This window comes from Mesorhizobium sp. BR1-1-15, from assembly GCF_020165475.1.
In the GTDB taxonomy this organism is placed as follows: Bacteria; Pseudomonadota; Alphaproteobacteria; order Rhizobiales; family Rhizobiaceae; genus Mesorhizobium.
On record NZ_JAIUIF010000001.1, the window covers coordinates 1 to 24,626 of the forward strand.

The window sequence follows — 24,626 nt, forward strand, 5'->3', positions numbered from 1 at the left end:
TACCGGTCGCGGTAGCGTCGGAATTGCCGCTCCGACATGCCAAGCAACTCCCCTGCCTCCATCATCGAAAGATCGCCACCATTCCAGCGGCTCAATACGTCCCGAAACTTTTGCATTCTCCGGTCCTGTAGCCATGCCGTCCGCTTCATCCCCAGCCTCCATCCGCTGGCGATAAAACCGGACAACTCACGTGCTACCTAATCCGGACAACTCATGTGCTTACGACACCTCTGTCGACTTCCTCTTGGCAATGAGCCGGCCGGCTTGTATAGAGCCCGCCACTCCCAATCCAACCAGACAAGGACGACCCAATGGCGCTCGAACGCACCTTTTCCATGATCAAGCCGGACGCAACGCGGCGCAATCTCACCGGCGCCATCACCAAGATGCTGGAAGATGCCGGTCTGCGCGTCATCGCTTCGCGCCGCGTTTGGATGAGCCGCCGTGAGGCGGAAGGTTTTTACGCCGTCCACAAGGATCGTCCGTTCTTCGGCGAGCTGGTGGAATTCATGTCGTCGGCGCCGACGATCGTGCAGGTGCTGGAAGGCGAGAACGCCATTGCCAGGAACCGTGAGGTGATGGGCGCCACCAACCCGGCCAACGCCGCCGAAGGCACCATCCGCAAGGTGCATGCGCTGTCGATCGGCGAGAATTCGGTGCACGGTTCAGACGCGCCGGAAACCGCCGCGCAGGAGATCAAGTACTGGTTCTCCGACACCGAGATCGTCGGCTGAGCCGACCCTGGCATTGTGACCGAAAAAGGCCGGCGGATTGCCGGCCTTTTTCATTGAAACGGATCGATCCGGCACTGCCGTTGAACCCTTGCCCGCGCTAAAGTCGGTCAGGCACAGGGAGCCGGCGAAGCATGACCAGCACCATTCCCGGCTTCTTCCAGGGCACCGAGATGCCATCGAGCGGCTGGTGGGAGGTGCTGTGGCCCGACCCCGGTGCCGTGCTTTCGTCAACGGGACTGAAGCCGGGCATGGAGGTGGCCGACCTCTGCTGTGGCGACGGCTGGTTTACGTTGCCCATCGCCAGGGTCGCCCGCCATGTCGTCGGCATCGATATCGATACCGACCTGCTCGACGTCACCCGTCGCCGGCTCAATGAAAACGGCACGAGGAATTTCGATCTCGTAGCGGGCGATGCCTATGAACTCGCGAGCCTGATATCCCGCCCCGTCGATTTCATCTTCATGGCAAACGCCTTCCACGGCGTGCCGGACCGGCCACGGCTGGCGCGAGCCGTTAGCGAAGCGCTCGTCCCTGCCGGACGCTTTGTTGTCGTCAACTGGCATCAGCAGCCGCGTGAACAAACCACGGTGCTCGGCGAGCCCCGCGGACCGAAGACCGAATTGAGGATATCGCCGGAACAGACCATTACGGCCGTCGAGGCGGCCGGCCTCAAATTCATCGAGCTGGTCGAGGTGCCGCCCTACCACTATGGCGCCGTGTTCGAAAAAATGGGCGGCTGACCTCCGCCGACAGGGTTTCACGGCATCAGCTCGCGGCGCTGAAACGCAGGATCTCGCGGCCGTTCCCGTCGGCGATGGTCAACTTGCCGGCATCGACTTTATACGAAGCCGCCTTTGCCAGAGCCTCGAACAGCGCTTTTTCCTCCGCCATCACCTCGGGCGCGCAGGCCTTGTAGGTCGAGCCGATGTCGCTGATCGCGATCTTCTGGCCATCGAGGTTGGCGGTGGCAAAATAGCTGTTGCAGGGACCGTTGCCGTCGGCCTTGCCTGCTTCACTCACCCGGAATGTCGCTTGCGATGCGGTGATGGCTACGCCGTCGACATAATCGAGAAGCCAAAGCTGATCGAGAACGGAAGCAGTGGGCTCGGGACTTGGCGTCACCATCTTGAGCATGATTGTTTGCGGCGCATCGGTCAGCGGATCGACTTGATGGCGCTCATCCGAGATGAACAGGAGCCTGTCGCCGACGGTGATGCGGGCCTGCAACGCATAGGTCATCCGCCGCTGGATCCGGGACGGATCGAATTTGACCGCAAAGCTGATCGGCACCTGGCCTGCCGGCGTCAGCTTCTGTTCGCCGACGATTTTGGCGGGCGCGTCGGCCAACGAGACATCGGCAAGCTGGACCGAGAGCACGGCATTGGGCGGCAAAGCGATGCGCTCGCGGTAGGTCACCTCGCCTTTCAGGGCTTTTTCGGCGGCCACGGAGAGTTCCGGCACGGCCAGTATACCGACGACCAGAGGCACGAAACCGAAGACGAAGAACTCCGCTATCCTGTCCAGCACGACCATCTCCCTTCCCCGGGCTGGCCACAGCCCAGGCTGACCAACAACGAATTGGCCAAAGGATTGCGGTCAATGCGTGGCTGATGCAAAATTATTCGGACGGTGGCCTTTTCCAGCGCCCTGCCGCCTGCTCGTCTTTCTCCTTGGCCTCGACCCAGCCGCCCTCGGAGCCGTCGGCATGATGCTCCTTTTTCCAGAAGGGAGCCTGCGACTTCAGATAATCCATGAGGAAATTCGCCGCCTCGAACGCGGCTTGCCGATGCACGGAGGCCGCCACCACCAGCACGATGTTCTCGCCTGGCCGGATCTTGCCATGACGGTGGATGGCGGTGATGCCCTGCAGCGGCCAGCGCTGAACCGCTTCGGCCGCGATGCGGGCGATTTCGGCCTCTGCCATACCCGGATAATGCTCGAGCTCAAGGGCCGAGAGCGTCCCCTGCTCGTCACGGCACAGGCCCGAGAAGGTGACCACAGCGCCGATGTCGGCGCGGCCTTGCGTCAGTCTGGCGATTTCGGCGGCGACGTCAAAATCCTGCGCCTCGACGCGCACGACAGGTACGACCGCGCCGGCCATCTCAGCCCCCGGTCATCGGCGGAAACAGCGCGATCTCGCGCGCGCCAGATATCTTTTCGCCGTGCTCGACATGTTCCTGGTTGATAGCGACGCGGATCACGTCGGGATATTGCAGCGCATGCTCGTATTCCTCGCCGCGCGACTTCAGCCAGCGCAAGAGGTCCGCGACCGTCTCGACGCCATGCGGCAAGTCCACGTCTTCGTCCGGCTTGCCGATTCGCTCCCGCACCCAGGCGAAGTAGATGAGCTTCGTCATCCTATTCGTCCATGATGTGCTTGAGGCCGGCACGGAAATAGTCATAGCCGGTGTAAAGCGTAACCAGGGCGGCGATCCACAACAGCACCAGGCCGGTCTGTGTGGTCAGCGGAAAAATCTTGTCGCCGGCCGGACCGGCGAGCAGGAAGGCGATGGCGACCATCTGGATCGTGGTCTTCCATTTGGCAAGCTGCGTCACCGGCACGGAGACCTTGAGCGCCGCCAGATATTCGCGCAGGCCCGAAACCAGGATTTCGCGGCACAGGATGATGATCGCCGCCCACAGCGACCAGCCGGCAATGCCGGCATGGCGGTCGGTGTCAGCGGCAAGCAGCAGCAGGCATGTCGCGACCAGCAGCTTGTCGGCAATGGGGTCGAGCATCTTGCCGATGTTCGAGGTCTGCTTCCAGGCGCGGGCGAAATAGCCGTCGAAATAGTCGGTGATGGACGCCAGCAGGAAAATGATCAGCGCCGACCAGCGGGCGAAGTCGCTCGACTTCAGATGCCCCTCGAGGAAGAAGCACAGCACCACCAGCGGCACCGCGATAATGCGGGCGTAGGTGAGGATGTTCGGGAGGTTAAACGCGCGCTGAGCCATATCCGGGGGAACTCTTTCTGCCTGCGTACTCAAATCAGAAGCTGATGTAGGGGGTCAACAGGCCAAAATCGATTGGCCAGCAAAAATAGGCCAATCTTGTCATCTCGCGGGCTACGCCGCGCCGCTCCTTGCTTCGCCCGGGAGCCGACGGTCGCTTTCGGGCGACATGCATCAGTTCTCGTGAAAATGGTTGTAAACCAGTCTGGCCACCTGCTCGGAAATGCCGTCGACCTTTACCAGGTCCTCGATTGCCGCGCGACCGACCGCCTTGGCGGTGCCGAAATGCATCAGCAGCGCCCGTTTGCGGCTGGGGCCGATGCCGCCGATCTCGTCGAGCGGGCTCTTGACCATCTCCTTCTTGCGGCGGGCCCGGTGCGAGCCGATGGCGAAACGGTGAACCTCGTCGCGTAGGCGCTGGACAAAATAGAGCACCGGGTCGCGTACCGGCAGCGAAAACGAGTCCCTGCCCTTGACGAAGAAGCGCTCGCGGCCCGCGTCGCGGTCCTGGCCCTTGGCGATGCCGATGGCCACGACCCGGTCCTCGATGCCGAGATCGGCGAGGATCTTGCGCACGGCGCTCATCTGGCCCTGGCCGCCATCGATCAGGATGACGTCGGGCCAGGCAGGGAAGCCGCCCGACATGTCGCCCTCATCGCTGTCCGCCTCGCCTGCCGCGGCATCATTGGGTGTCACATCGCCATGCTCCTTGAGCAATCGTGAAAACCGCCGCTCCATCACTTCGCGCATCATGCCGAAATCGTCGCCGGGCGTGATCTCGGTCGAGCGGATATTGAATTTCCGGTACTGGTTCTTCACAAAACCTTCCGGCCCGGCGACGACCATGGCGCCGACGGCGTTGGTGCCCATGATGTGCGAATTGTCGTAGACCTCGATGCGCACCGGCGGCTTTTCGAGCCCGAAGGTCTCGGCGAAGCCGGCGAGCAACCTGGCCTGCGTCGAGGTTTCGGCCAGCCGACGGCCGAGCGCCTCGCGGGCATTTTGCAACGCGTTGTCGGTCAGGTCCTTCTTCTCGCCGCGCTGCGGCACCGAGATCAACACCTTGCGGCCGGCGCGGGTCGAGAGCGCCTCGGCCAACAGTTCCTGGTCCTCCACGGCGTGCGACAGCAGAATGGCCCGCGGCGTCGGCTTGTCGTCATAGAACTGCGCCAGGAACGAGCCCAGCACCTCTGCGCCTTCCAGCGCCGGATCGGCCTTCGGGAAATAGGCGCGGTTGCCCCAGTTCTGGCCGGTGCGGAAGAAGAACACCTGGATGCAGACCTGGCCGCCCTCCTGATGAATTGCGAAGACATCGGCCTCGTCGACGGTCTGCGGATTGATACCCTGGTGGCTCTGCACGTGCGAGAGTGCCGCCAGCCGGTCTCGATAGATGGCGGCGCGCTCGAAATCGAGGTCTTGCGAGGCCTGCTGCATGGCGGCCGAAATCTCGGTCTTCACCTTCTGGCTGCGGCCGGAAAGAAAATCCTTCGCCTCGGCGACCAGCTCGGCATAGTCGCTATGCGAAATCTCGCCGGTGCACGGACCGGCGCAGCGCTTGATCTGATAGAGCAGGCAAGGCCGCGTGCGGTTCTCGTAGAAGGAGTTGGTGCAACTCCTCAGGAGGAAGGCGCGCTGCAAGGAATTGATGGTGCGGCCGACCGCGCCCGCGGAAGCGAAGGGGCCGAAATAATCACCTTTGCGCGAACGCGCGCCGCGATGCTTGTAGATGCCGGGCGAGACATGGTCGCCCGTCAAGAGAATGTAGGGAAACGACTTGTCGTCGCGCATCAGCACGTTGAAACGTGGCCGCAGCCGCTTGATGAGGTTGGCCTCCAACAGCAGCGCCTCGATCTCGGTGCGGGTGACGACGAACTCCATCGTCGCGGTCTCGCGCACCATGCGGCCGATGCGGTTGGTGTGGAAGCGGCCTTGCGCGTAATTGGTGACGCGCTTCTTCAGGCTGCGGGCCTTGCCGACATAGAGCACGTCGCCATTGGCATTCATCATGCGGTAGACGCCCGGCGCATTGGGCAGCCGCTTGACCAGCGTCTGGATCACTTCGGCGCCGACCATACCGTCGGCATCGCCGGCATGCGGCGTCCAGTCGATGGCGGTGAAGGCGACGTCCGGGCCGGCCGGTTCGACGATCTCCTCCGCCGCCTCGTCCTCGACGTCGATTTCGGGAGGCAGATCGTCGGCGCCGCCACGCATCTTGTGTTTCTGCTCTGCGGGACTCATTCCGTCATGCCTGTCACATCAGGTGTGCGCCATGCAAGATGCTGGCCGCCATCAAGCGCGATCATCTGCCCGGTAACCGAGCGGGCTTCCCAGAGATAGCGGATTGTGGCGCCGAATTCCGGCAATTGCGGGCCGCGTTTCAAAATGAGACCGGCGAGTTGCGCGGCAAAGTCACTGTCGTTCTGGTGCGCGTTCTTCAAGGTCGGGCCAGGACCGATGGCGTTGACGCGGATGCGCGGGCCGAGCGCCTGCGCCATCATCTGGGTTGCCGTCCACAAGGCGGACTTCGACAGCGCATAGGAGAAGTAGCGCGGCGTCGGCCGCCAGACACGCTGGTCGATCATGTTGACGATCAGCCCCTCTCGCCTGTCCGGCAGGGCCCGGGCAAAGTTCTGCGCCAACAGCGCCGGGGTCTTCACATGAATGGCGAAGTGGCGGTCCCAGGCCTCCCAGTCGAAGTCAAGAACCGAATCGTCCTCGAACAGCGAAGCGTTGTTGACCAGCAGCGAGATCGGCCCGAGCGCGGCTTCGGCGCGGCCGACCAGGTCGCCGACCTCGGCCATGTCGGTCAGATCGGCGGCGACCACGGCGGCGTGGCCGCCGGCGCGGTTGATCCGCCGGGCAAGCGCATCCGCGTCGTCGCGCGAGCGGTTGCAGTGAATGGCGACGGCAAAACCGTGGGCGGCGAGATCCTCGACAATCGCGCTACCGATCCGTTTTGCCCCGCCCGTCACCAGCGCCGCGGTGGCTTTGCTCATCTGTTGTCAATCCTCGGTTTCGGCGTGAAGGAGGGCGCCGGCAAATTATGGCCTGCCACCCGTTAAATGGCGTTCGCACCTGCGGCAGCATTGTGGCGAAACGGCCGGTTCGGCATCTCTAGCCGGCCCGCAAAGGAGCCAGCCTCGAAACAATATAGGGGGCCGGACTCCTTGCACCAAGCCGCGTACGGCGCAGCACGGCCCATCTGCTGACATTTCGCTGTTGCGAAGATGCAACGTCAAGTTTCTGCCTCATTCGCGCCGGGGAATGACCCAAGTTCAGGTTCGCTTCAGCCGCATTTCGACACGACATTTGGAACCGACGAACGCCAGATCCGTTTCACCCCCCGGACGGGTTGATGGGCGATCGTAAGAACAAGCCTGTGTCCTGTGGCTTAAGGAGTAACAACAATGCAAGCCAATCTCAAATTCGCACGGCCGCTGGCCGTAGCGCTCGGGCTCTTCGCCCTCGGTGGAACTGCCTATGCCGCCGATGTGGTCCAGGAAGAGCCGCCGGCACCTGCCCCGGTCGCCGAACTGCCCGTCGCGTCCTGGGCCGGCCCCTATGCCGGTCTTAATCTTGGCTATGGCTTCAGTGGCCGTACCAAGGAAAAGGATTTCGACGTTGAGACCGATACCAAGGGTTTCATCGGCAGCGTCTTCGGCGGCTATCAGTGGCAGCAGGAGAACTTCGTCTACGGCGGTGAAGCCGAACTCGGCTACAACGGCGTCAAGGGCGACGACAATGGCATCGACTCCAAGGCCGGCTTCGAAGGCTCGCTGCGTGCCCGTCTCGGCTACGCTGTGACCCCGGAAATCCTGCTCTACGGCACCGGTGGTCTAGCCGGCAGGAGCCTGAAGGTGGAGGACAGCGTCCTCGGCGCCAGCGACCGCGCCACCATGATCGGCTGGACCGCCGGTCTTGGTACCGACATCAAGCTGACCGACAATGTGTTCGGCCGCGTCGAATACCGCTACACCGACTTCGGCAGCAAGGACTTCGATGGCATCGGCAAGGTCAAGGCCACCGACAACCGCGTCACCTTCGGCGTCGGTATGAAGTTCTAAGTCGTTCAAGCCACGACACGAAGAAGCCGGGCCTCGCGCCCGGCTTTTTTATTGTCGGCCGCTCACGCGGGAACGCAGGGTTTCAGGTCAGGGAATTTCTCATCGAAGCGCGCGGCCCAGCGGACCAGCCGGTTGCGGCCTTTTTCCCATTTCCCGGCGAAACGCAGCGCCAGGTAGCCAAGGCAGGCGCGCAGCGCCATCTGGCCGGCGGTGATCTTCTTCGGCAGTTTCGGCGGATTGGCGTTGAGTAGATCGAGCGCGGCGGTGATCTTCGCCCACTGGCGATCGAGCCAGGGCTGGTAGACCATCTCCTCGGGCCGCGTGCGGCGCTCATAAACCATCGACAGCGCACAGTCGCAGATGCCGTCCGCCAACGCTTCCAGCACTTCCGCTTCCAGCCGCTTGTCGGGATTGCGCGGAAACAGCGCGCTCTTCGACATCCGGTTGAGCTGCTGGGTGATGGCTCGGCTGTCGTGGATCGAGCGGCCGTCGTCGAGCACCAGCACGGGGATCTTGCCCAGCGGATTGGCGCCGATCAGTTCGGCCGGCTTGTCTTCGGTCTTGACAGGCGCCAGGTCGACCGCGATGCCGGCATAAAGGGCCGCCATTCGTACCTTGGAACTATAGGGGGACGTGGAGGCGTAAAGCAGCTTCGGCATGATCGGGTTCCTGTTGGCAGCCCGTCACTGTTGACCGGGCGCCCTTCCCCGCGCAACAGCCAGAAGCGGAAAAACCAGCCGCCAGCAGCCGGCGACCACTCCTGCATGCCTTGGTCTCTTGTACGCCTTGATCAGGATGCGCCACATGGTGACGGCGGCAAACTCCGACAGGCCGACAAGACCAACGATCGTCCCATCGCCGCGTGATGGCGCGGGCAACAAAAGCCCACCGGACTTCGCCCTGCGGCGAAGTCCTGGGAGCTGCGAAAGATATCTGGCGTCCGCCCCTCTCGTTGCGCCCCAATGCCAGAGCAGAGGGCGAGGCCTCAACGGCACCTGCCCTCATTTCTGCCGACACGGTCCCCGGCGCGAAGAAACGTGACTACTTCTTCGCGGCCTTCGCCGGCGCTGCTTTCTTGGCGGCTGGCGCCGCCTTCTTCACCGGTGCCGAAGACTTCGCCGCGGCAGCCTTGGCCGGAGCCTTGGCAGGGGCTGCCTTCTTGGCAGCGGGCTTGGCCGCGGCCTTGGCAGCCGGCTTCCTGGCCGGAGCGGCTTTCTTTGCCGGAGCGGCCTTCTTGGCCGGTGCAGCCTTCTTTGCGGATGCGGCGCTGGCCTTGGCGGGCGCTGCCTTCTTCGCCGCCGGTTTCGCGGCGGCCTTGGCTGCCGGCTTCTTGGCCGGTGCCGCCTTTGCCTTCGGCGCTGCCGCCTTCGGCTTGGCAGCGGGTGCTGCTTTCTTGACCGCGGTCGCGGCTTTCGCCGCCGCCGCTTTTACAGGTGCTTTCTTTGCCGGTGCCTTGGATGCCGGCGCTTTTGATGACTGCTTAGCCATGCGATGCCCCTTGCGTTATGCCGACGACCGTTAATGGCCCGGCGTGTCATGCTTATCTGACTCGCGCCTCGCTAGCCAGCGAAGCAATGATATGATTTTCTCAGCTTAAATTTTCGTTGCGATCGACACATGATCACACTCATCATCGCAAAAATATGGCGTTATCTTCCGATATCGCCAGCAATTTGGCATCGACATTCTCGATGCGCTGCGTGGGCGCGCCTGCCATGAAGCTGCAAAGATCAGCAAGCAGCTTCGCGCATTGATCTTCGGCCGCGAATATCATGAGCTGCGGCTTATAGAGAATGATCATCTTTTGCAGGCGACCGGTCCCTTCGGATTACAAGTGCAATGCGATGCGCCGATCTGGAGATCACCTTGTCAAGCCTGGCTTCATCACTGAATTGACAGATTACTCTGTATGCCAGAGTATTCTGGCAAGTGTGTTCGATGTCGTTCACAAAGGCGAATGGTTAGTACTGCCCGAGGCTGCAGAGCCGTAGGGTGACAGCTCAAGGTCCGCAGCATTGGAGCCATTGATGAGTGCCGACGACATCATCCATCAGGGTACACGGCTCAGGATCATGGCCGCCCTGAACACGCTGGAAAGACGCGAGGCGCTGGAGTTCACGCAACTGAAAGCCATGATCGAAACCACCGACGGAAATCTCGGCGCGCATCTCGATACGCTGGCCAAAGCGGGCTACGTCGATGTTGAAAAGCTTTTCGTCGGGCGGCGGCCGCGGACACGGATCAAAGCAACGACGATCGGGCGCCGCGCTTTTCGCGGTCACGTTGCCTTTCTTCGAAAGATCATCGGTGAAGCCGAGGCGACGCGAGGCAGGAAATAGCACTGCGATTGGCAAACATTGTCGGCGCGTGCCGCGCGGCACATATTTTCGTCAGGGCCGATACCCCGAGTCGCAGAAAAGGCCCGCGGCTTGAGCCGCAGGCTCTAACGAAATCGAGACTGGAAACCGCCCGCTAGCGCAGGATGCGGCAGCGGCCGTTGTAGACCATCCAGCGGTCGAAGCCCGAGACGCAGAATTCGACATTATCGCCGATCGAGGCAAAGCCCTGGCCTTCCTCGATCAGGTACCAGATGGCGCGGTCGCGGCCATCTGACAGGGCGACCGTGGCGCCGCAATAGCGCCGGCCGATCGGCCATTCCTCGCTGGCCGGCAAGTAGCGGTGCTGGTGGATGCGGTGGAAATCGGTGATCGCGACATCCGGCAGGTGCGGGACGTGCCGCACCTGATAGGAGAAGCGGCTGGTGATCTTGTTCAGCACCCAGGCTTCGCCGCAAATGCCGCTGTCCTCGTCCGAATAGACGGCAAGATCGGCGGCTTGCGCCGCCTGGGTGAAGCCAAGCGATGTGCCAAATGGCGTGCAGAGCGAGATCAGGGCGGCAAGGGCGGAGCGGGCGAAGCGAGTCATGGCAGCCTCTCAAGGTCGATTGCGCGCACTGTGCGGGATTCGCCGGGCGGCGGTCAAGCGATTGCATTGACAATGGTTTCCAGGGCGTGGCCGCCGACTTTGGCCGCCGGCCATCAGCCGGGGCGCGCCGCCAGCAGCAGCCCGCCGATAACGGCGATGTTGACCAGGAAGGCGGACCTCAGCGCCTGCCTTTCCGGCCCGTGATGGCGCCAGAAGGGCAGGACGAGCAGGTTCGCCGCCACCGTGAACAGGATGAGCGCGCCGGCGGCATAGGGCACCGCGGCGCCGATGGCGAGGCAGAAGCCGGCCACCAATTCCAGCGGAGCGGAGCCGGGCCGGCCGCAGACCCGCTTTAACTGTTTGTCTTGGCGCATCTGTAAGGACGCCGCTCGCAGCCTGCATCCCGCTGCTACTCCCCTGCCAGCCAGTTCAGCGTCCAGTGCGCCGGCTTTTCCAAGACCAGCAATTTGTGCAGGGCCGGCAGGAGAATGCGCAATTCACCTTCCAGCGTGAAAGGCGGGTTGGCCACGACCAGGCCGCTGCCGTCGAGGCTGGGCTCTTGCGACGCGGGCCGGATTTCGAATTCGATGTCGAGCAATTTCGGAACGCCGGTTTCCTTCAGTGCCTTGCGGAAGCCAATCACCGCCTTGCGGTCCTTGATCGGATACCACAGCGCATAGATGCCGCCCGGCCAGCGCTTGTGCGCCTTCGCCAGCCCGTCGACGAGGCGGCCGAACTCGCCCTCTTCCTCGAATGGCGGATCGATCAGCACCAGTCCGCGCTTTTCCTTCGGCGGCAGGTGTGCGCCGAGCGCCAGCCAGCCGTCGAGCTCGATCACCCTTGTCTGGAAATCGCCGGCGAATTCCGTCTTCAGCTTCGCGACATCCTTCGGGTGCAGCTCGATCGCCGATAGCCGGTCCTGCTTACGCAGAAGGTGCCGCGCGACCAGCGGCGAGCCCGGATACTTTTTCAATGGACCGTCTGCGTTGCACGCACGCACCGCGTCGAGATAGGGCGCGAGCAGCATTGCGGCCTGGGCTTCGGGCGCAGCATCGACCAGCCGGCCGATGCCGCCTTGCCATTCGCCGGTCTTCTGCGCCTCGAGCGAGGACAGATCGTAGCGGCCGATGCCTGCATGAGTGTCGATAACGCGGAACGCCTTGTCCTTCTGCTTCAGATATTCAAGCAGCCGCGTCAGCACGACGTGCTTGACGACGTCGGCAAAATTTCCGGCGTGATAGGCGTGGCGATAGTTCATGTGGAACCCCTGCCCCAACGTGGCGGCGGTGGCTGTGAATTCGGATTTTGCGGCCGCCCGCCGGCAGAACGCAAGGACAGCAGGAAGCCGACCAGGCCGATCGCCATCAGCGCGAAGCCAACCGGTCGCGCACGGCTGTCGGTCTCGCCCACACCGGAGCGCAAGACAAGATCGACCGCGCGTATCGGGATGTCGTCGGCGTCGCCGGGACCGACGGTGAAGACATAGGGGCCGGGGCCGACGGTCCGGATCACGCCAGCCTCATCGCGGAAGATCTTGTCGGGCAGTTGCGGGCTCGCCTGACGCGGATTGTCGGAATGATTGAACTGAAGCGTCGAGGCAAGCACCGTGCGGCCGCCGGAGGCGGCTGTCAGCGTCAGCACCGTGCGCTGCTGCGAAACGATGCGCTCGGCCCTCGCGGTCAAGTCGACCAGCACCCTGACCGGCGCATCGCGCGCGGCAAGCGGCACTGTGACCTGCCTGAAGCGGCCACCCTCATAGACCCGCCAGCTGCCGATCTGGTGACCGGAGAAATTAGTCATCGCCCATGGATAGATGGCGCCGACGCCGATGCCGGCGAGCAGGATCAACAGGAACAGAAAGCGCATTCAGGGAATCACCTTTGTAGTCGGACGTTGCCGGACAATTAGCCTCCATTGGCGCTGTCGCGCAGGCGCTCCATTTCGTCCAATAGCATGTCGAGGCCGAGTTCGAATGTCTTGTCGAAACCGCCGGTGCCGAAATAGGTCCCGGCCGCCATGACACTGGGGAAATCCTTCGCCAGTTGCTCGTCGTCGACGGTGGTCACCGCCGACGGGCCCCTGGCGTAGCCCGCGGTCTCGTCGAGGATCGCGCCCATGAGATAATAGCTGGCGGTGCGAAACAGCCTGGCGCTGAGTTCCGGGCCGAAACCGCCAGCCTCGAACAGGCCGATGACGCCGTTCAGCATCGCAAGGCAAGGCGGCGAATTCATCCGGTAGACGACAAGGAATGGCGCAAAGGCCGGGTGCTCCCTCGCAACACGGCGAAACTCATGCATGACCATCCGAATCCTGTCGCGCCACGGCATGCTGTCGTCGGGGATAACCATCCCGCTGACCTGGCGATCGACCAACGCCTCATAGAGGTGCGCTTGCGAGGGGAAGTGATGATAAATGCTCATCGCCTCGCAGCCGAGCACGGCGGCGAGCTTGCGCATCGAAAAACCGGAAAGGCCCTCCTTCTCGATCACCTCGAAAGCGGCATCCTCGATCATCTCGCGGGATAGCCGTCCGCGTGCTCGCTTTTTTTTGATCGATGAGTCCATGGCCGCGCTTGACAACTTACAGCGTAAGGTTCATTTTTCACTTCACCTTACACAGTAAGGCTAACAAAGACCAGAGGAGGAAAACATGTCACACCATCGCATTGCCAAATTCGTGCATTCTTCCCTCCATCGTGCGTTGGCTCTAACCGCCGTGGCCTGCGTCCTCGCCGCGGCCCCTGCCTATGCCGACGACTACGATGCAACCATAAAGGACATCCAGTCGACCATGGGCGGCGTGCCGAGCTTTGTGAAGCAACTTCCCAAAGCCGGTCTGCCCGGCGCCTGGGCCGAGGTCAAGGCCATCGAACTCAGCGACAAGACGGCGCTGCCGCCAAAGGTCAAATCGCTGATCTCGCTTGCGGTGGCGGCGCAGATCCCGTGCAACTACTGCATCTGGTCGGACACGCAAAACGCCAAGCGCGCCGGCGCTACCGATGAGGAAATCCAGGAGGCGGTGGCGATGGCGGCGCTGACCCGCCATTGGAGCACCATCTTCAATGGCATGCAGGTCGATTTCGACACGTTCAAGAAGGAAATGGGCGGGCAGTGAAACAACCCTGCGGTGGTCCGCGCCTGCGGGCCACCGCAGAACCGCCGTCATCGGGCAGCGCCATGATCTTCGCCTTCGATTGTCATCCAGCGGGAAATGCCGCATTGAAAGGTGCAATCGCAAAGCATGGACGAGGCCGCAAATGGCGCCGGTCAAGGTCGACCCCGACAAGGTGCACGAATTCGAGGACGCCGAGAGCTTTTATACCTGGCTCGGCGAGCATCATGACAGGGAAACCGAGGTCTGGATCAAAATCCACAAGACCGGCTCGGGACTGAAGTCGATCTCGGCAAAGGAGGCGATCGAGGTCGTGCTGTGCTGGGGCTGGATCGACGCGGTGCGCAAGGGGCTCGACGACAAGAGCTTCCTGCAGCGTTACACGCCGAGGACGAAGAAAAGCATCTGGAGCCAGATCAACATCGACAATGTCGCCCGGCTGATCGACGACGGCCGGATGACGCGGCATGGGCTCGCCGAGGTCGAAGCCGCCAAGGCCGATGGCCGCTGGGCGCGTGCCTATGCCAGCGGCAAGGACATGAAAATTCCCGATGACCTGCAGGCCGCGATCAATGCCGAGCCAGAGGCTCGGCAAATGCTCGAAAAACTCAGCGCGCAGAACCGCTTCGCGCTCGCCTTCCGTATCCACAACATGAAGACCGAAGCCGGGCGCAGGAAGAAGATCGAGACTTTTGTCGAGATGCTCAAACGCGGCGAGACGATCCATCCGCAGGGGAAGAAATAAGGCTGCTCATGTACGAGCGACAGGTTTCTTCCGGCTCGATGATCGCGACCCCACATACCAGCAGGGTAGCGATCAGCCGCCGCTGACGTCCCTCAGGCCTTGCGTTCCCAGCGGCGGTCGGGCGTCTGCTGCCAATACGTCACCGCGTGGCCGGCGTCTTTCATCGTCTTCCAGTGCCCGCGGGCGGCCTCGACCTGGGCCGCATCGTGGCCGTCGAACAGGAACACGGCGCGCTCGTAGCCGCCAAGGTCCGGCGGCGCAGCGCCGTCCACCAGGAAGCGTATCTGCGCCGCGTTCGGGTTGCCTTCGCCGGTGGTCAAAAGGATCGGCTGTTCAGCGGGATGGGCTTCGCGATCAGTGGCGTGCGCGAGGAAAGAATCGTCACGGAACGTCCACAGATGCTGGTCGAGCGCGTCGCGCCGCTCCTCGGTGCCTGTCTGCACCACGGCGCGCCAGCCGCGATCGACGCTGCGCTCAAGGAGGCCGGGCAGCGCATCCTCCAGCGTCGATTCGGTCAGGTGATAAAACAGCACGTCGGCCATGGGTCCCGATCAGCTCTCGTAGTGGTCGCGCACGAGCCGGTCGAGCAGCCGCACGCCAAAGCCGGAACCCCAGGACTGGTTGATTTCGTTCGACAGCGCCCCCATGGCGGTGCCTGCGATGTCGAGATGCGCCCAGGGCGTGTCCTTGACGAAGCGCTGCAAGAACTGCGCGGCGATGATGGCGCCGCCATAGCGGCCGCCGATGTTCTTCATATCGGCATTCTTGGAATCGATCAGCTTGTCATATTCAGGACCGAGCGGCATGCGCCACAGTCGCTCCTGCGTCGACTGCCCGGCTGTCGCCAGGCGTTCCGCCAGTTCGTCATTGTTGGAGAACAGGCCGGCATAGTGCTGGCCGAGCGCGACCATGATCGCGCCGGTCAACGTCGCCAGATTGACCATGAACTTCGGCTGGAAGCGGTCATTGCAGTACCAGAGCGCGTCGGCCAGCACCAGGCGCCCCTCCGCATCGGTGTTGAGCACTTCGATGGTCTGGCCCGACATCGAGGTGACGATGTCGCCGGGACGCTGCGCATGGCCGTCGACGGCATTTTCCACAAGCCCGATGATGCCGACGACATTGGCCTTCGCCTTGCGGCCGGCGAGCGCATGCATCAGCCCGGTCACAGCCGCGGCCCCGCCCATGTCGCCCTTCATGTCCTCCATGCCGGATGCCGGTTTCATCGAATTGCCGCCAGTGTCGAAAGTGACGCCCTTGCCGATGAAGGCGACCGGGCTGTCCTTGGCCTTGCCGCCGTTCCACTGCATGACGGCCATGCGGGCGCCGCGCGGCGAGCCTTGCGCAACACCGAGCAGCGACCCCATGCCGAGTTTCTTCAGTTCCTTCTCGGCCAGGATCTCGACCTTGACGCCGAGGGCCTCCAGTTCCTTGGCGCGGGCGGCAAACTCGACCGGTCCCAGGACGTTTGCCGGCTCGTTGACGAGGTCACGTGCCAAAAGCACGCCGTCGATCACCGCCTCGGTCTCGGCGAAGGCCTTCTTCGCACCCGCCGGATCGGCGGTGTGGATGGTTATCTTGGCCGGCTTTTTCGGCTCGGCCTTGTCGCCTTGGCCATCGTCCTTGTCTTTCCTGGTCTTGTACTTATCGAAGGAATAGCTGCGCAGAAGAATACCCGCGGCAAGGCTGGCCGCCTGCGCACCGCTTGACGAGGCGCCGACCACGTCGAGCACCACCGCCACGTCCGTCGCCTTGCGTAGCGACCCCGCGATGGTGCCTCCAAGCTTCGTCCAGGCGTATTCGTCGAGCCCGGATACCTTGCCGGCGCCGATCGCGACCAGCCTGTCGAGCGAGCTTGCCTGTGGCGTCAGCACTTCCACCACGCTGGCGAACTTGGCCGTGAATTCGGCCACAGGGAAGGCCCGTTCCAGCGTCTTGCCGGGATCATACGCCGCGGCGGTTTCGCTCAGGCCACCATCATCCGCCGCCAGCACGAAGACCGTCCCCCTTCTGTTCGCGGCGGTCTGCGGCGCGGCGAATTTTGCGAAGGCGATCGAGGGTCTCTGGTTCATCATGTCCTGCTTTCGGGGAATGCGCGGCTCGCGCGAAGCGGTTGGGAGCGATCCGCGACATTTGGTCGTTTTCCGGCATTTGGCAAGACTTTGCCAAACGGGCTCCCCATATGGCACATGAATCGACGGCGATTCGTCGCGGCACGGCTCCGCTTTTTGGCCGCAACCTGTTGTTAACCATCGATGTTCGCCCTTTCTTATCCAATCCCGCCGACACTCCGGCCCAACGTGGCGCGCGATGTGGGACGGGAAACGGATCGTCTGCCTGACAGAGCCCGACGCAGCCAGTTGTGCGGGCGTCGCCGGACGGCTACCCTTATCCGGTGGCATGATGCCGTTCGAGAAAATTGAGAAAAGCCTTCATGAAGGTCGTTGAACGCTACATCATGCGCCGCGCTTTCGTGGTCTTTATTGCAGCGCTGGCCTGGACGCTGGCCATTGTCTGGACGACGCAGGTGCTGGCCAAGATCGACCTCGTCACCGACAGCGGCCAGTCGGCGCTGACCTTCTTCGAGGTTGCGGCCCTCATTCTTCCCTCGATCATTCCGATCGTGGTGCCCTTCGCGCTCGTGGTGGCGGTTGCCCAGACGCTCAGCGTCATGAATTCGGATTCGGAGCTCGCCGTCGTCAACGCAGCGGGCGCCTCGCGCTGGACCATCGTGCGGCCGATCATGATTCTCGCGGCCGCGGCCAGCGTCTTTTCCTTCGCCGTCGACAACGGCATCGACCCTTACGCGCGCCAGAAGAACCGGATGCTGGTGGCGGAGTCACGCGCGGATCTTCTGTCGCTGATCATCCAGGAGGGCACATTCCGCAAGATCGATGATGGGCTGTTCCTGCAGATCGGCGAGCGGCTTCCCGACAACCGGCTGGGCGGCATCTTCGTCGCGGATTCGCGCGAGGAAGGCGTCAACCTCGTCTATTATGCCAAGACCGGCAGCATCGTCGAACGCGGCGGCGAAAAGGTGCTGATGATGAATGACGGTGTCATCCATCGAAAGACGCTGACCGGCGACCTCTCGGTTATCCGCTTCACCTCCTATGCCTTCGACATGTCGGCCTTCATGGCGGCAGCGTCGGAGGTGACGCTGATGCCAAAAGACCAGACGACCCAGTACCTGCTCAACCCGAGTGCCAACGACAAGGTCTACCAGCAGCGCCCGAACGAATACCGGGCGGAGGTCGACCAGCGATTCTCGGAATGGCTCTATTCCATGGTCTTCGCGCTGATCGCACTGGCGGTCGCCGGAGACGCACGCTCGCATCGCGAGGCGCGCGTCAATCCGCTGATCACGGCCATCGCGATATCGCTGTTCGTGCGCTGGCTGGGCTTCTTCGCCGCCAGCAAGGCCGACGAGGTCCCGCAATATGCGTATATGGTCTACGGCGTGCCCATCGTGTCGTCGGCGGTGGCAATCTGGTTCATCGCATCCAACCGGACGATGGAACTGCCAGTGGCCTGGGCAGATTGGCTGACGAATCTCGCAAGCCGGATGGCTGACGCCTGGAATGCCGTCAAGCTGCGCCTCTCCAGGCGCAGCGCCTCGGGCCAGGGGGTCAGCTGATGGGCTGGACGCTGGGACGCTACTTCTTCTTCCGCTATGTCACGATCACCGTGTGGTTCTTCATCGGCCTGCTTGCGCTGGTGTTCCTGATCGATTTCACCGAGCTTTCCGGCCGCACGACCGGCCTGCCCGGCTTCACCTATGGAACGGCGCTGGCCATTTCCGGACTCAGGATGCCGATGATCATGCTGCAGACCGTGCCGTTTGTCGGTCTCTTCTCGGCGATGGCGACGCTGGTCTCGCTCAACCGCAGGTATGAACTGGTCATAGCGCGCTCAGCCGGCGTTTCGGCCTGGCAGTTCCTTCTGCCGTGCTGCATCGGAGCGCTGTTGTTCGGCGTCCTGTCGGTCGGTCTCATCAACCCGCTCGCAGCGCACGCCTTTTCCTGGTCCGAACAGATCGAAACCCAGTTGCGCTCGGGCAAGTCGAATACGGTGTCGGCCGACGCCGCGCCCTGGATCCGGCAGAAAACCAGCTCCGGAGACACCATCATCGGAGCGCGCGCCATCCTCAACCAGGGCCTGGAGATGGCTGACGCTGTCTTTTTCATCCTCGACCCGCAAGGCGATATCGTCGAGCGCAAGGATGCCGCGCGCGCCTACCTGCGGGACGGCTACTGGGAATTGCAGGACGTCAAGACCTTCAGGAACGGCACCATCCAGCCTGCGGCAAACGATCGCGTGCCGACCAATCTGAAGCCCGAATTCGTGCAGGAGCGGCTGGCGCGCCCGGAGACCATTCCATTCTACGATCTGCCGGGAAAAATCGAGGTTGCCCGTTCCTTCGGCCTCAAGGCAAATGCCTTTGCCATGCAGTTCGATTCGCTGGTGGCGTTGCCGTTCCTGCTCGTCGCCATGACGCTAATTGCGGCAACAGTTTCAATGCGATTTGCGAGGATGGGGCAATCGGCAACGATGATTCTGGGTGGCGTCGTTGCCGGGTTTCTGCTTTATGTCGTTTCGGTGCTGGTGAAGGCATTCGGCGTGGCGGGGTTCGTGCCGACTGTCGTAGCTGCCTGGGTGCCGGTCGTGGTAGCTATGTTCTTCGGGGTGACTTTCCTGCTATACAAGGAAGACGGCTAGTGAGGGAGGCCTTTTTGCCCAGTAACAGGCAGGCCGGTTTGGCGCGCCTTTATGCGGCGACCGCCTTGGCATGCCTGTTTGCATGCGCGGTTCCGCTGCCTGCGATCGCGCAGGATGTCGGCGACATGGCGACCAAGGTGCCGTCCGGCTCGCAGATGCTGCTGGCGGCCGATACGCTGGTCTATAACAACGACAATCAGACCGTGACCGCCGTCGGCGGCGTGCAGATCGACTATGGCGGCAACCGACTTGTCGCGCAGAAGGTCGAGTACAACCGCAACACCAAGCGCATGGTCGCAAGCGGCAATGTCGAGGTGATCAACAGCGACGGCACCAAGATCAATTCGGATCATATCGACATCACCGACGACTTCGCCGACGGTTTCGTCAACGCGCTCCGCGTCGAAACCATCGACAAGGCCTATTTCGCCGCCGAAAGCGCCGAACGCATGGGCGGCGTGCTGACCACCTTCCACAATGGCGTCTACACTGCCTGCGAACCGTGCGAGGACAAGCCCGACAAGGCGCCGACCTGGCGTGTGAAGGCCAGGAAGATCATCTGGAACGGCGAAAAGAAGACGGTCCGCTTCGAGAACGCGAATTTCGAATTCTTCGGCTTCCCGCTAGCCTACCTGCCGGCGTTCGAGATCGCCGACCCGACGGTGAAGCGCAAGAGCGGCTTCCTGATCCCCGGCATCGTCTTCAAAAGCGATCTGGGCGTGGGGGTGAAGGTCCCCTATTATTTCGCGCTCTCGCCGACCTACGACCTGACCGTCACCGGCACCGGCTTTACCAAGCAGGGCTTTCTCGGTGAGGCCGAGTGGCGCCAGCGCTTCAACAATGGCGAATACAGCCTGAAGATCGCGGGGATTCAGCAGCGAGACCCCGACGCCTTCATCGACGCCGCCGGCCGCAATATCGATTCGGGCAAGGCTGGCGATCCCAACAAATTCCGCGGCATGATGGGCACACAAGGCCAGTTCGCCATCAATTCGCGCTGGAATTTCGGCTGGGACGTGCTGCTGCAGACCGACAAGAACTTCTCGAATACCTACGCCATCGACAAATACAACGGGTACGTTCACCAGTCGTCGGTTTACCTGACGGGGCTCGACGGCCGTAATTATTTCGACCTGCGCGCCATGCATTTCGAGGTGCAGGAAAACACGCTCGACAGCAGCATCGCTGCGCGAAGCGGCCAGCAGCCCTGGGTGCTGCCCTCGCTTGACTATGCCTACATTCCGGATACATCGGTCGCAGGCGGCCAGCTGTCGTTCAACGTCAATTCGCGCGTCATCCGCCGCGATGACCTCGACGAGACCTATTTCACTCCCTACTTCCCCCCTTCAGGCACCCAACGTGTGCGCGGCATCGAGGGCGAATCCGGCCGGCTCACCGCCCAAGCCGAATGGAAGCGGTCATTTGTCACCGATGACGGGTTGGTGCTGACACCCTTGCTGGCGCTGCAGGGCGACGTCGACTATGTCAACGCGTCATCAGCTTCACTCGCAGCCGTCAACCAGATGGCGACGAATTTGGGCGAGCAGGATGACATGCGCTCGTCTTTCGCCCGCTATATGGCAACCGCCGGACTCGAGATGAGCTGGCCGCTGCTGTTTTCGATGGCCAGCGGCTCCAGTCATGTGTTCGAGCCGATGGCGCAGGTCTTCCTGCGCCCGAACGAACAATATGTCGGCGGCCTTGCCGTCCCGAACGAAGATGCGCAGAGCATGGTTTTCGACGCGAGCACCCTGTTCGAGCGCGACAAGTTCTCCGGCTATGACCGCATCGAAGGCGGCTCGCGCGCCAATGTGGGCCTTCGCTATTCCGGTTCCTACATCAACGGCTGGGGCACCAACGCCATCTTCGGCCAGTCCTACCAGATCGGCGGCGAGAACTCCTTCGACGCGCCGGACCTGGTCAATGTCGGCGCCTATTCGGGCCTCGAAAACACCAAGTCGGACTATGTCGGCCTGTTTGGCGTCAGCAGCCCGAACGGGTTCGCCGCCTCGGTCAGCGGCCGTTTCGACGAGCAGAGCTTCGAGGTTCGCCGCGCCGAGGTAAAGGCCGCCTATTCCGGCCTACCGGTGTCGCTGAGCGCCAAATACGCCTTCATCCAGGCTCAGCCGCTCTATGGCTTCACCACCGACCGCCACGAGGTCACGCTCGGCGCGTCCACGCATCTTGCCGAGAACTGGCGCGTGTTCGGGACGGGAACCTATGACCTCGAGGAAAGCCTGCTGGTCAAGGACGGGGTCGGTTTCGCCTACAATGATTCCTGCTTCACCTATCTGATGACGTACTCGCAGTCGCGCGACCTGAACACCAGGGAGGTGACGCAGAGCATCGGCTTCAACCTGTCGTTCCGCACCCTCGGCGATTTCGGATCGTCGAGCAGCGCCTTCGACACCACCCAGTAGTCCGCGACATCGTTTCGCCGCATAGGGCTGGCAGGGACTTCACAAACCCCGAAGAAGGATGAAGTTGGGCGGGACCGGGATAGAATTGGGATGTTTGCGATGAGGAAATACCTCTTTTCAGCAGGGTTGGCGCTGCTTGTGGTGGCGACATCCGTGTCGATGACCGTCATCACGCCGCCGGCTTTCGCCAGCGAGATCAAGTACGTCGTCAACGACATACCGATCACCAGCGGCGACATCGCGCATCGCGCCGCCTTCCTCAAGCTGCAGCGCAAGAAGGGCGACGCCGGCCAGGAAATGATCGATCAGACCTTGCGCATGGCCGAAGCCAGACGGCTTGGGATTCACATCAGCGACGCGCAGGTCGAGGCCGCGTACCAGCGCTTTGCCTCGAGCAACAAGATGCAGCTCAGCCAGCTCGACGGCGTCATGGAAAAGTCCGGCGTCAGCAAGGGCCATTTCAAAGAGTTCATCCGCGCCCAGATGGCCTGGAATCAGGCCTTGAGCGCGCGGTACCGTTCCGGCGAGGGCGGCAGCGTGACCGAGCAGGACGCGGTCAGGCGCATGCTCGACAAGGGCGGCTCCAAGCCGAGCGCCACTGAATACATGCTCCAGCAGGTCATCTTCGTCGTGCCGGCGGCCGAACGCAGCGCGACGCTGGGCAAGCGCAAGCGCGAAGCCGACGCCATGCGTGCCCGCTTCAATGGCTGCAACACGACGCGGCAGTTCGCCAAGGGCCTGATCGACGTCACGGTTCGCGATCTCGGCCGGGTGCTGGCGCCGCAACTGCCGCCGGACTGGGCCGAGCAGATCAAGGCCACCAAGGTTGGCGGCGCCACGCCTACCCGCCAAACGGAGCGCGGTGTCGAGTTCATCGGCATCTGTTCGTCGCGCGAGGTGTCCGACGACAAGGTCGCCCAGATGGTGTTCCAGAGCGAAGGCTCCAACGACAAGGCAGCCGACGATCTCAGCAAGAAATATGTCGACGAGCTGAAGGCAAAAGCCCGCATCGTCAAGCGCTGAGGTGGAAAGGGCGATGCGCGCGCTGGCGTTGAGCGTCGGCGATCCATCCGGCATCGGGCCGGAAATCGCGATTGCCGCGTTTCTGGCGCGTACAGCCGCAGCCCTTCCGCCCTTCTATCTCCTCGCCGATCCCGCGCTAATCGCCTCGCGGGCGCGCCGTCTCGGCGTTTCGCTGCCTATCGAGGAAACGACGCCAGCGCAGGCAACCGAGGTCTTTGGCCGCGCTCTGCCGGTCGTTACGCTGGCTGCCCGCTTCATCGACAGCCCCGGCCAGCCGGACCCGGCCAATGCGGCGGGCATCATCGAAGCGATCGATCGGGCGGTGGCCGCTAGCCTCGCCGGCGACGCCGCGGCCGTCGTCACCTGCCCGATCGCCAAGAAGCCGCTCTACGACGCCGGCTTCCGCTTTCCCGGCCACACCGAATATCTGGCGTATCTGGCGGCGCGCCACAGCGGCGTGGAAGCGATGCCGGTGATGATGCTGGCAGGCCCCGACCTGCGCACCGTTCCCGTCACCATTCACATCGCGCTGGCCGAAGTGCCGAAGGCGCTGACCACAGACCTGATCCTCGCTACGACGCGGGTCACCGCCGCCGACCTCAGGGACCGCTTTGGCATCGCCAACCCACGGCTCGCCATCGCCGGCCTCAACCCGCATGCGGGCGAGGATGGCTCCATGGGCCTGGAGGACCAGCGCATCATCCGACCGGCAATCGAGATCCTGCGAGCCGAAGGCATCGACGCGTTCGGGCCGTTGCCCGCGGATACCTTGTTCCATGCCCGGGCCCGGGCCGGCTACGACGTGGCGCTGTGCATGTATCACGACCAGGCGCTGATACCGGCCAAGGCGCTGGCCTTCGACGAAGCGGTCAACGTCACGCTCGGCCTGCCCTTCATCCGCACGTCGCCCGACCACGGCACCGCCTTCGATATCGCCGGCAAGGGCATCGCCCGGCCCGACAGCCTGATGGCGGCGCTGCGGCTTGCACGGCAGCTGGCCGACACCGACGCCAAATTTGTCACGCAATGAGGCTCAACTCATGAGCATGGATGGGCTGCCGCCGCTGCGCGAGGTCATCGAGCGCCACGGTTTGCAGGCAAAGAAGGCACTGGGCCAGAATTTTCTGTTCGACCTCAACCTGACCGGCAAGATAGCGCGCGCCGCCGGCAGCCTGGCGGAGACGACCGTAATCGAGGTCGGCCCCGGCCCTGGCGGGTTGACAAGGGCCCTGCTTTTCAACGGCGCGCGCAAGGTCGTCGCCATCGAGCGCGACGAACGCTGCCTGGCGGCCCTCGCCGAGATATCGGCCCATTATCCCGGTCGGCTGGAGGTCGTTTCCGGCGACGCTCTGAAGATCGACTTCCCGACGCTTGCCGCGACCGCCGGTGACGGCGGGCCGATCAGGATCGTGGCCAACCTGCCCTACAATATCGGCACGGAACTGCTGGTCCGCTGGCTGACCGTCGCGGAGTGGCCTCCCTTCTATGCCTCGATGACCCTGATGTTCCAGCGCGAGGTGGCCCAGCGTATCGTCGCCGCGCCTGGCAGCGAAGCCTATGGCAGGCTCGGCGTGCTGGCGGGGTGGCGCACGCAGGCCAGGATAGCGTTCGACGTGCCGTCCCAGGCGTTCACACCGCCCCCCAAGGTGACCTCTTCCGTCGTGCATCTCGAGCCGCGTGTGACACCGCTACATGCCGACGTGAAAAAACTCGGCCGCGTCACGGAAGCCGCCTTCGGCCAGCGCCGAAAGATGCTGCGGCAGAGCGTTAAGAGCCTCGGCGGCGAAGCCCTGCTCGAACGCGCCGGGATCGACCCGACCCGGCGCGCCGAGACGCTCGATGTCGAGGAGTTCGTGCGGCTGACCAATGCGGTGTAGCGCCGCCGGCCGTGGAAGCGCCGCGCAATCCGATCCTTGTCGAGCGCACGCTTCGA

28 protein-coding genes are annotated in these 24,626 nt (G+C 63.1%); 12 read left to right on the forward strand and 16 right to left on the reverse strand.

Translation table 11 applies throughout. From position 1 onward, the window contains the following. The first annotated feature begins 311 nt into the window (after positions 1–311). Both ndk and LB541_RS00010 read left to right on the forward strand, forming a co-directional pair. A complete protein-coding gene (ndk, locus tag LB541_RS00005) occupies positions 312–734 on the forward strand; it encodes a nucleoside-diphosphate kinase (protein ID WP_010915217.1) in 423 nt (140 codons plus the stop codon). Between the two features lie 131 nt (positions 735–865). After that, complete coding sequence (locus LB541_RS00010; RefSeq protein ID WP_140517867.1) at positions 866–1,474, forward strand: class I SAM-dependent methyltransferase; 609 nt, start codon at positions 866–868, stop codon at positions 1,472–1,474. Positions 1,475–1,499: 25 nt separating this feature from the next. Here LB541_RS00010 and LB541_RS00015 read toward each other — a convergent pair whose 3' ends face one another. The 6 genes from LB541_RS00015 to LB541_RS00040 form a co-directional block, all read right to left on the reverse strand. After that, positions 1,500–2,261 carry a YbaY family lipoprotein gene (locus tag LB541_RS00015; protein ID WP_140494392.1) on the reverse strand — a complete coding sequence of 254 codons (762 nt, stop codon included), beginning with the start codon at positions 2,259–2,261 and terminating at the stop codon, positions 1,500–1,502. Between the two features lie 91 nt (positions 2,262–2,352). Further along, positions 2,353–2,835, reverse strand: coding sequence for a molybdenum cofactor biosynthesis protein MoaE (locus LB541_RS00020; protein WP_140517865.1), 483 nt, complete (start codon positions 2,833–2,835; stop codon positions 2,353–2,355). Position 2,836: 1 nt separating this feature from the next. After that, positions 2,837–3,091 carry a molybdopterin converting factor subunit 1 gene (moaD, locus tag LB541_RS00025; RefSeq protein ID WP_140517864.1) on the reverse strand — a complete coding sequence of 85 codons (255 nt, stop codon included), beginning with the start codon at positions 3,089–3,091 and terminating at the stop codon, positions 2,837–2,839. A gap of 1 nt (position 3,092) precedes the next feature. Continuing rightward, a complete protein-coding gene (gene pgsA, locus LB541_RS00030) occupies positions 3,093–3,689 on the reverse strand; it encodes a CDP-diacylglycerol--glycerol-3-phosphate 3-phosphatidyltransferase (RefSeq protein ID WP_140494400.1) in 597 nt (198 codons plus the stop codon). A gap of 171 nt (positions 3,690–3,860) precedes the next feature. Then, complete coding sequence (uvrC, locus tag LB541_RS00035; RefSeq protein ID WP_224617516.1) at positions 3,861–5,924, reverse strand: excinuclease ABC subunit UvrC; 2,064 nt, start codon at positions 5,922–5,924, stop codon at positions 3,861–3,863. Further along, a complete protein-coding gene (locus LB541_RS00040; RefSeq protein ID WP_224617518.1) occupies positions 5,921–6,682 on the reverse strand; it encodes an SDR family oxidoreductase in 762 nt (253 codons plus the stop codon). The genes uvrC and LB541_RS00040 overlap by 4 nt, the downstream gene beginning before the upstream one ends. 411 nt (positions 6,683–7,093) lie before the next feature. Between LB541_RS00040 and LB541_RS00045 the strand changes: the two genes are divergently transcribed. Continuing rightward, entirely contained in the window at positions 7,094–7,750 is a 657-nt protein-coding gene (locus tag LB541_RS00045) for an outer membrane protein (RefSeq protein WP_140494406.1), read from the forward strand. Positions 7,751–7,812: 62 nt separating this feature from the next. Here LB541_RS00045 and LB541_RS00050 read toward each other — a convergent pair whose 3' ends face one another. From LB541_RS00050 to LB541_RS00060, 3 genes are all read right to left on the reverse strand, one after another. Then, positions 7,813–8,409, reverse strand: coding sequence for a glutathione S-transferase family protein (locus tag LB541_RS00050; RefSeq protein ID WP_140494408.1), 597 nt, complete (start codon positions 8,407–8,409; stop codon positions 7,813–7,815). 382 nt (positions 8,410–8,791) lie between these two features. Beyond that, a complete protein-coding gene (locus tag LB541_RS00055) occupies positions 8,792–9,238 on the reverse strand; it encodes a histone (protein WP_140520634.1) in 447 nt (148 codons plus the stop codon). A gap of 142 nt (positions 9,239–9,380) precedes the next feature. Next, on the reverse strand, positions 9,381–9,551 hold the full coding sequence (locus LB541_RS00060; protein WP_181167200.1) for a hypothetical protein: 171 nt from the start codon (positions 9,549–9,551) through the stop codon (positions 9,381–9,383). 226 nt (positions 9,552–9,777) lie between these two features. Between LB541_RS00060 and LB541_RS00065 the strand changes: the two genes are divergently transcribed. Continuing rightward, a complete protein-coding gene (locus LB541_RS00065; protein ID WP_140494412.1) occupies positions 9,778–10,089 on the forward strand; it encodes a transcriptional regulator in 312 nt (103 codons plus the stop codon). 133 nt (positions 10,090–10,222) lie between these two features. On the opposite strand, the gene LB541_RS00070 is transcribed toward LB541_RS00065, so the two are convergent. The 5 genes from LB541_RS00070 to LB541_RS00090 form a co-directional block, all read right to left on the reverse strand. Beyond that, the gene (locus tag LB541_RS00070; RefSeq protein ID WP_140494414.1) at positions 10,223–10,675 is read right to left on the reverse strand and encodes a hypothetical protein; all 453 of its coding nucleotides are present in this window, start codon (positions 10,673–10,675) and stop codon (positions 10,223–10,225) included. 113 nt (positions 10,676–10,788) lie between these two features. Beyond that, positions 10,789–11,049: a DoxX family protein gene (locus tag LB541_RS00075; RefSeq protein WP_181165134.1), complete on the reverse strand. Its 261-nt coding sequence runs from the start codon at positions 11,047–11,049 to the stop codon at positions 10,789–10,791. Between the two features lie 35 nt (positions 11,050–11,084). After that, positions 11,085–11,933, reverse strand: coding sequence for a 23S rRNA (adenine(2030)-N(6))-methyltransferase RlmJ (locus tag LB541_RS00080; RefSeq protein WP_140494416.1), 849 nt, complete (start codon positions 11,931–11,933; stop codon positions 11,085–11,087). Further along, a complete protein-coding gene (locus tag LB541_RS00085) occupies positions 11,930–12,541 on the reverse strand; it encodes a hypothetical protein (RefSeq protein WP_224617519.1) in 612 nt (203 codons plus the stop codon). The genes LB541_RS00080 and LB541_RS00085 overlap by 4 nt, the downstream gene beginning before the upstream one ends. Positions 12,542–12,579: 38 nt before the next feature. Then, a complete protein-coding gene (locus LB541_RS00090) occupies positions 12,580–13,188 on the reverse strand; it encodes a TetR/AcrR family transcriptional regulator (protein ID WP_224617520.1) in 609 nt (202 codons plus the stop codon). 136 nt (positions 13,189–13,324) lie between these two features. On the opposite strand from LB541_RS00090, the gene LB541_RS00095 reads away from it, so the two are divergent. Next, positions 13,325–13,789: a carboxymuconolactone decarboxylase family protein gene (locus LB541_RS00095; protein ID WP_140565061.1), complete on the forward strand. Its 465-nt coding sequence runs from the start codon at positions 13,325–13,327 to the stop codon at positions 13,787–13,789. A gap of 142 nt (positions 13,790–13,931) precedes the next feature. Beyond that, positions 13,932–14,531: a YdeI/OmpD-associated family protein gene (locus LB541_RS00100; RefSeq protein ID WP_224617524.1), complete on the forward strand. Its 600-nt coding sequence runs from the start codon at positions 13,932–13,934 to the stop codon at positions 14,529–14,531. Positions 14,532–14,623: 92 nt separating this feature from the next. Here LB541_RS00100 and LB541_RS00105 read toward each other — a convergent pair whose 3' ends face one another. Together LB541_RS00105 and LB541_RS00110 are read right to left on the reverse strand one after the other, a co-directional pair. After that, positions 14,624–15,073 (reverse strand): DNA polymerase III subunit chi, encoded by a 450-nt coding sequence (locus LB541_RS00105; RefSeq protein WP_140494426.1) that lies wholly within the window; start codon positions 15,071–15,073, stop codon positions 14,624–14,626. Positions 15,074–15,082: 9 nt separating this feature from the next. Continuing rightward, complete coding sequence (locus tag LB541_RS00110) at positions 15,083–16,603, reverse strand: leucyl aminopeptidase (protein ID WP_140666190.1); 1,521 nt, start codon at positions 16,601–16,603, stop codon at positions 15,083–15,085. 362 nt (positions 16,604–16,965) lie between these two features. Here LB541_RS00110 and lptF point away from each other — a divergent pair, with 362 nt between their 5' ends. From lptF to rsmA, 6 genes are all read left to right on the forward strand, one after another. Then, complete coding sequence (gene lptF / locus LB541_RS00115) at positions 16,966–18,168, forward strand: LPS export ABC transporter permease LptF (protein ID WP_140494430.1); 1,203 nt, start codon at positions 16,966–16,968, stop codon at positions 18,166–18,168. Further along, the gene (gene lptG, locus LB541_RS00120) at positions 18,165–19,250 is read left to right on the forward strand and encodes an LPS export ABC transporter permease LptG (RefSeq protein WP_181165175.1); all 1,086 of its coding nucleotides are present in this window, start codon (positions 18,165–18,167) and stop codon (positions 19,248–19,250) included. The genes lptF and lptG overlap by 4 nt, the downstream gene beginning before the upstream one ends. After that, complete coding sequence (locus tag LB541_RS00125) at positions 19,250–21,670, forward strand: LPS-assembly protein LptD (protein WP_181172056.1); 2,421 nt, start codon at positions 19,250–19,252, stop codon at positions 21,668–21,670. Before lptG ends, LB541_RS00125 begins: the two co-directional genes overlap by 1 nt. Before the next feature lie 90 nt (positions 21,671–21,760). Continuing rightward, positions 21,761–22,693: a SurA N-terminal domain-containing protein gene (locus LB541_RS00130; protein ID WP_181165136.1), complete on the forward strand. Its 933-nt coding sequence runs from the start codon at positions 21,761–21,763 to the stop codon at positions 22,691–22,693. Between the two features lie 13 nt (positions 22,694–22,706). Then, positions 22,707–23,723, forward strand: coding sequence for a 4-hydroxythreonine-4-phosphate dehydrogenase PdxA (gene pdxA, locus LB541_RS00135; RefSeq protein ID WP_181172057.1), 1,017 nt, complete (start codon positions 22,707–22,709; stop codon positions 23,721–23,723). Positions 23,724–23,733: 10 nt separating this feature from the next. After that, positions 23,734–24,570, forward strand: coding sequence for a 16S rRNA (adenine(1518)-N(6)/adenine(1519)-N(6))-dimethyltransferase RsmA (gene rsmA, locus LB541_RS00140; protein ID WP_140633434.1), 837 nt, complete (start codon positions 23,734–23,736; stop codon positions 24,568–24,570). Positions 24,571–24,626: the final 56 nt, after the last annotated feature.

Excerpts from the sequence above, each read along its gene's own strand:
- ndk (WP_010915217.1), top strand. The coding sequence starts at position 312 with ATGGCGCTCGAACGCACCTTTTCCATGATCAAGCCGGACGCAACGCGG.
- LB541_RS00010 (WP_140517867.1), top strand. The coding sequence starts at position 866 with ATGACCAGCACCATTCCCGGCTTCTTCCAGGGCACCGAGATGCCATCG.
- LB541_RS00020 (WP_140517865.1), bottom strand. The coding sequence starts at position 2,835 with ATGGCCGGCGCGGTCGTACCTGTCGTGCGCGTCGAGGCGCAGGATTTT.
- moaD (WP_140517864.1), bottom strand. The coding sequence starts at position 3,091 with ATGACGAAGCTCATCTACTTCGCCTGGGTGCGGGAGCGAATCGGCAAG.
- pgsA (WP_140494400.1), bottom strand. The coding sequence starts at position 3,689 with ATGGCTCAGCGCGCGTTTAACCTCCCGAACATCCTCACCTACGCCCGC.
- uvrC (WP_224617516.1), bottom strand. The coding sequence starts at position 5,924 with ATGAGTCCCGCAGAGCAGAAACACAAGATGCGTGGCGGCGCCGACGAT.
- LB541_RS00040 (WP_224617518.1), bottom strand. The coding sequence starts at position 6,682 with ATGAGCAAAGCCACCGCGGCGCTGGTGACGGGCGGGGCAAAACGGATC.
- LB541_RS00045 (WP_140494406.1), top strand. The coding sequence starts at position 7,094 with ATGCAAGCCAATCTCAAATTCGCACGGCCGCTGGCCGTAGCGCTCGGG.
- LB541_RS00050 (WP_140494408.1), bottom strand. The coding sequence starts at position 8,409 with ATGCCGAAGCTGCTTTACGCCTCCACGTCCCCCTATAGTTCCAAGGTA.
- LB541_RS00055 (WP_140520634.1), bottom strand. The coding sequence starts at position 9,238 with ATGGCTAAGCAGTCATCAAAAGCGCCGGCATCCAAGGCACCGGCAAAG.
- LB541_RS00060 (WP_181167200.1), bottom strand. The coding sequence starts at position 9,551 with ATGATCATTCTCTATAAGCCGCAGCTCATGATATTCGCGGCCGAAGAT.
- LB541_RS00065 (WP_140494412.1), top strand. The coding sequence starts at position 9,778 with ATGAGTGCCGACGACATCATCCATCAGGGTACACGGCTCAGGATCATG.
- LB541_RS00070 (WP_140494414.1), bottom strand. The coding sequence starts at position 10,675 with ATGACTCGCTTCGCCCGCTCCGCCCTTGCCGCCCTGATCTCGCTCTGC.
- LB541_RS00075 (WP_181165134.1), bottom strand. The coding sequence starts at position 11,049 with ATGCGCCAAGACAAACAGTTAAAGCGGGTCTGCGGCCGGCCCGGCTCC.
- LB541_RS00080 (WP_140494416.1), bottom strand. The coding sequence starts at position 11,933 with ATGAACTATCGCCACGCCTATCACGCCGGAAATTTTGCCGACGTCGTC.
- LB541_RS00085 (WP_224617519.1), bottom strand. The coding sequence starts at position 12,541 with ATGCGCTTTCTGTTCCTGTTGATCCTGCTCGCCGGCATCGGCGTCGGC.
- LB541_RS00090 (WP_224617520.1), bottom strand. The coding sequence starts at position 13,188 with ATGATCGAGGATGCCGCTTTCGAGGTGATCGAGAAGGAGGGCCTTTCC.
- LB541_RS00095 (WP_140565061.1), top strand. The coding sequence starts at position 13,325 with ATGTCACACCATCGCATTGCCAAATTCGTGCATTCTTCCCTCCATCGT.
- LB541_RS00100 (WP_224617524.1), top strand. The coding sequence starts at position 13,932 with ATGGCGCCGGTCAAGGTCGACCCCGACAAGGTGCACGAATTCGAGGAC.
- LB541_RS00105 (WP_140494426.1), bottom strand. The coding sequence starts at position 15,073 with ATGGCCGACGTGCTGTTTTATCACCTGACCGAATCGACGCTGGAGGAT.
- LB541_RS00110 (WP_140666190.1), bottom strand. The coding sequence starts at position 16,603 with ATGAACCAGAGACCCTCGATCGCCTTCGCAAAATTCGCCGCGCCGCAG.
- lptF (WP_140494430.1), top strand. The coding sequence starts at position 16,966 with ATGAAGGTCGTTGAACGCTACATCATGCGCCGCGCTTTCGTGGTCTTT.
- LB541_RS00130 (WP_181165136.1), top strand. The coding sequence starts at position 21,761 with ATGTTTGCGATGAGGAAATACCTCTTTTCAGCAGGGTTGGCGCTGCTT.
- pdxA (WP_181172057.1), top strand. The coding sequence starts at position 22,707 with ATGCGCGCGCTGGCGTTGAGCGTCGGCGATCCATCCGGCATCGGGCCG.
- rsmA (WP_140633434.1), top strand. The coding sequence starts at position 23,734 with ATGAGCATGGATGGGCTGCCGCCGCTGCGCGAGGTCATCGAGCGCCAC.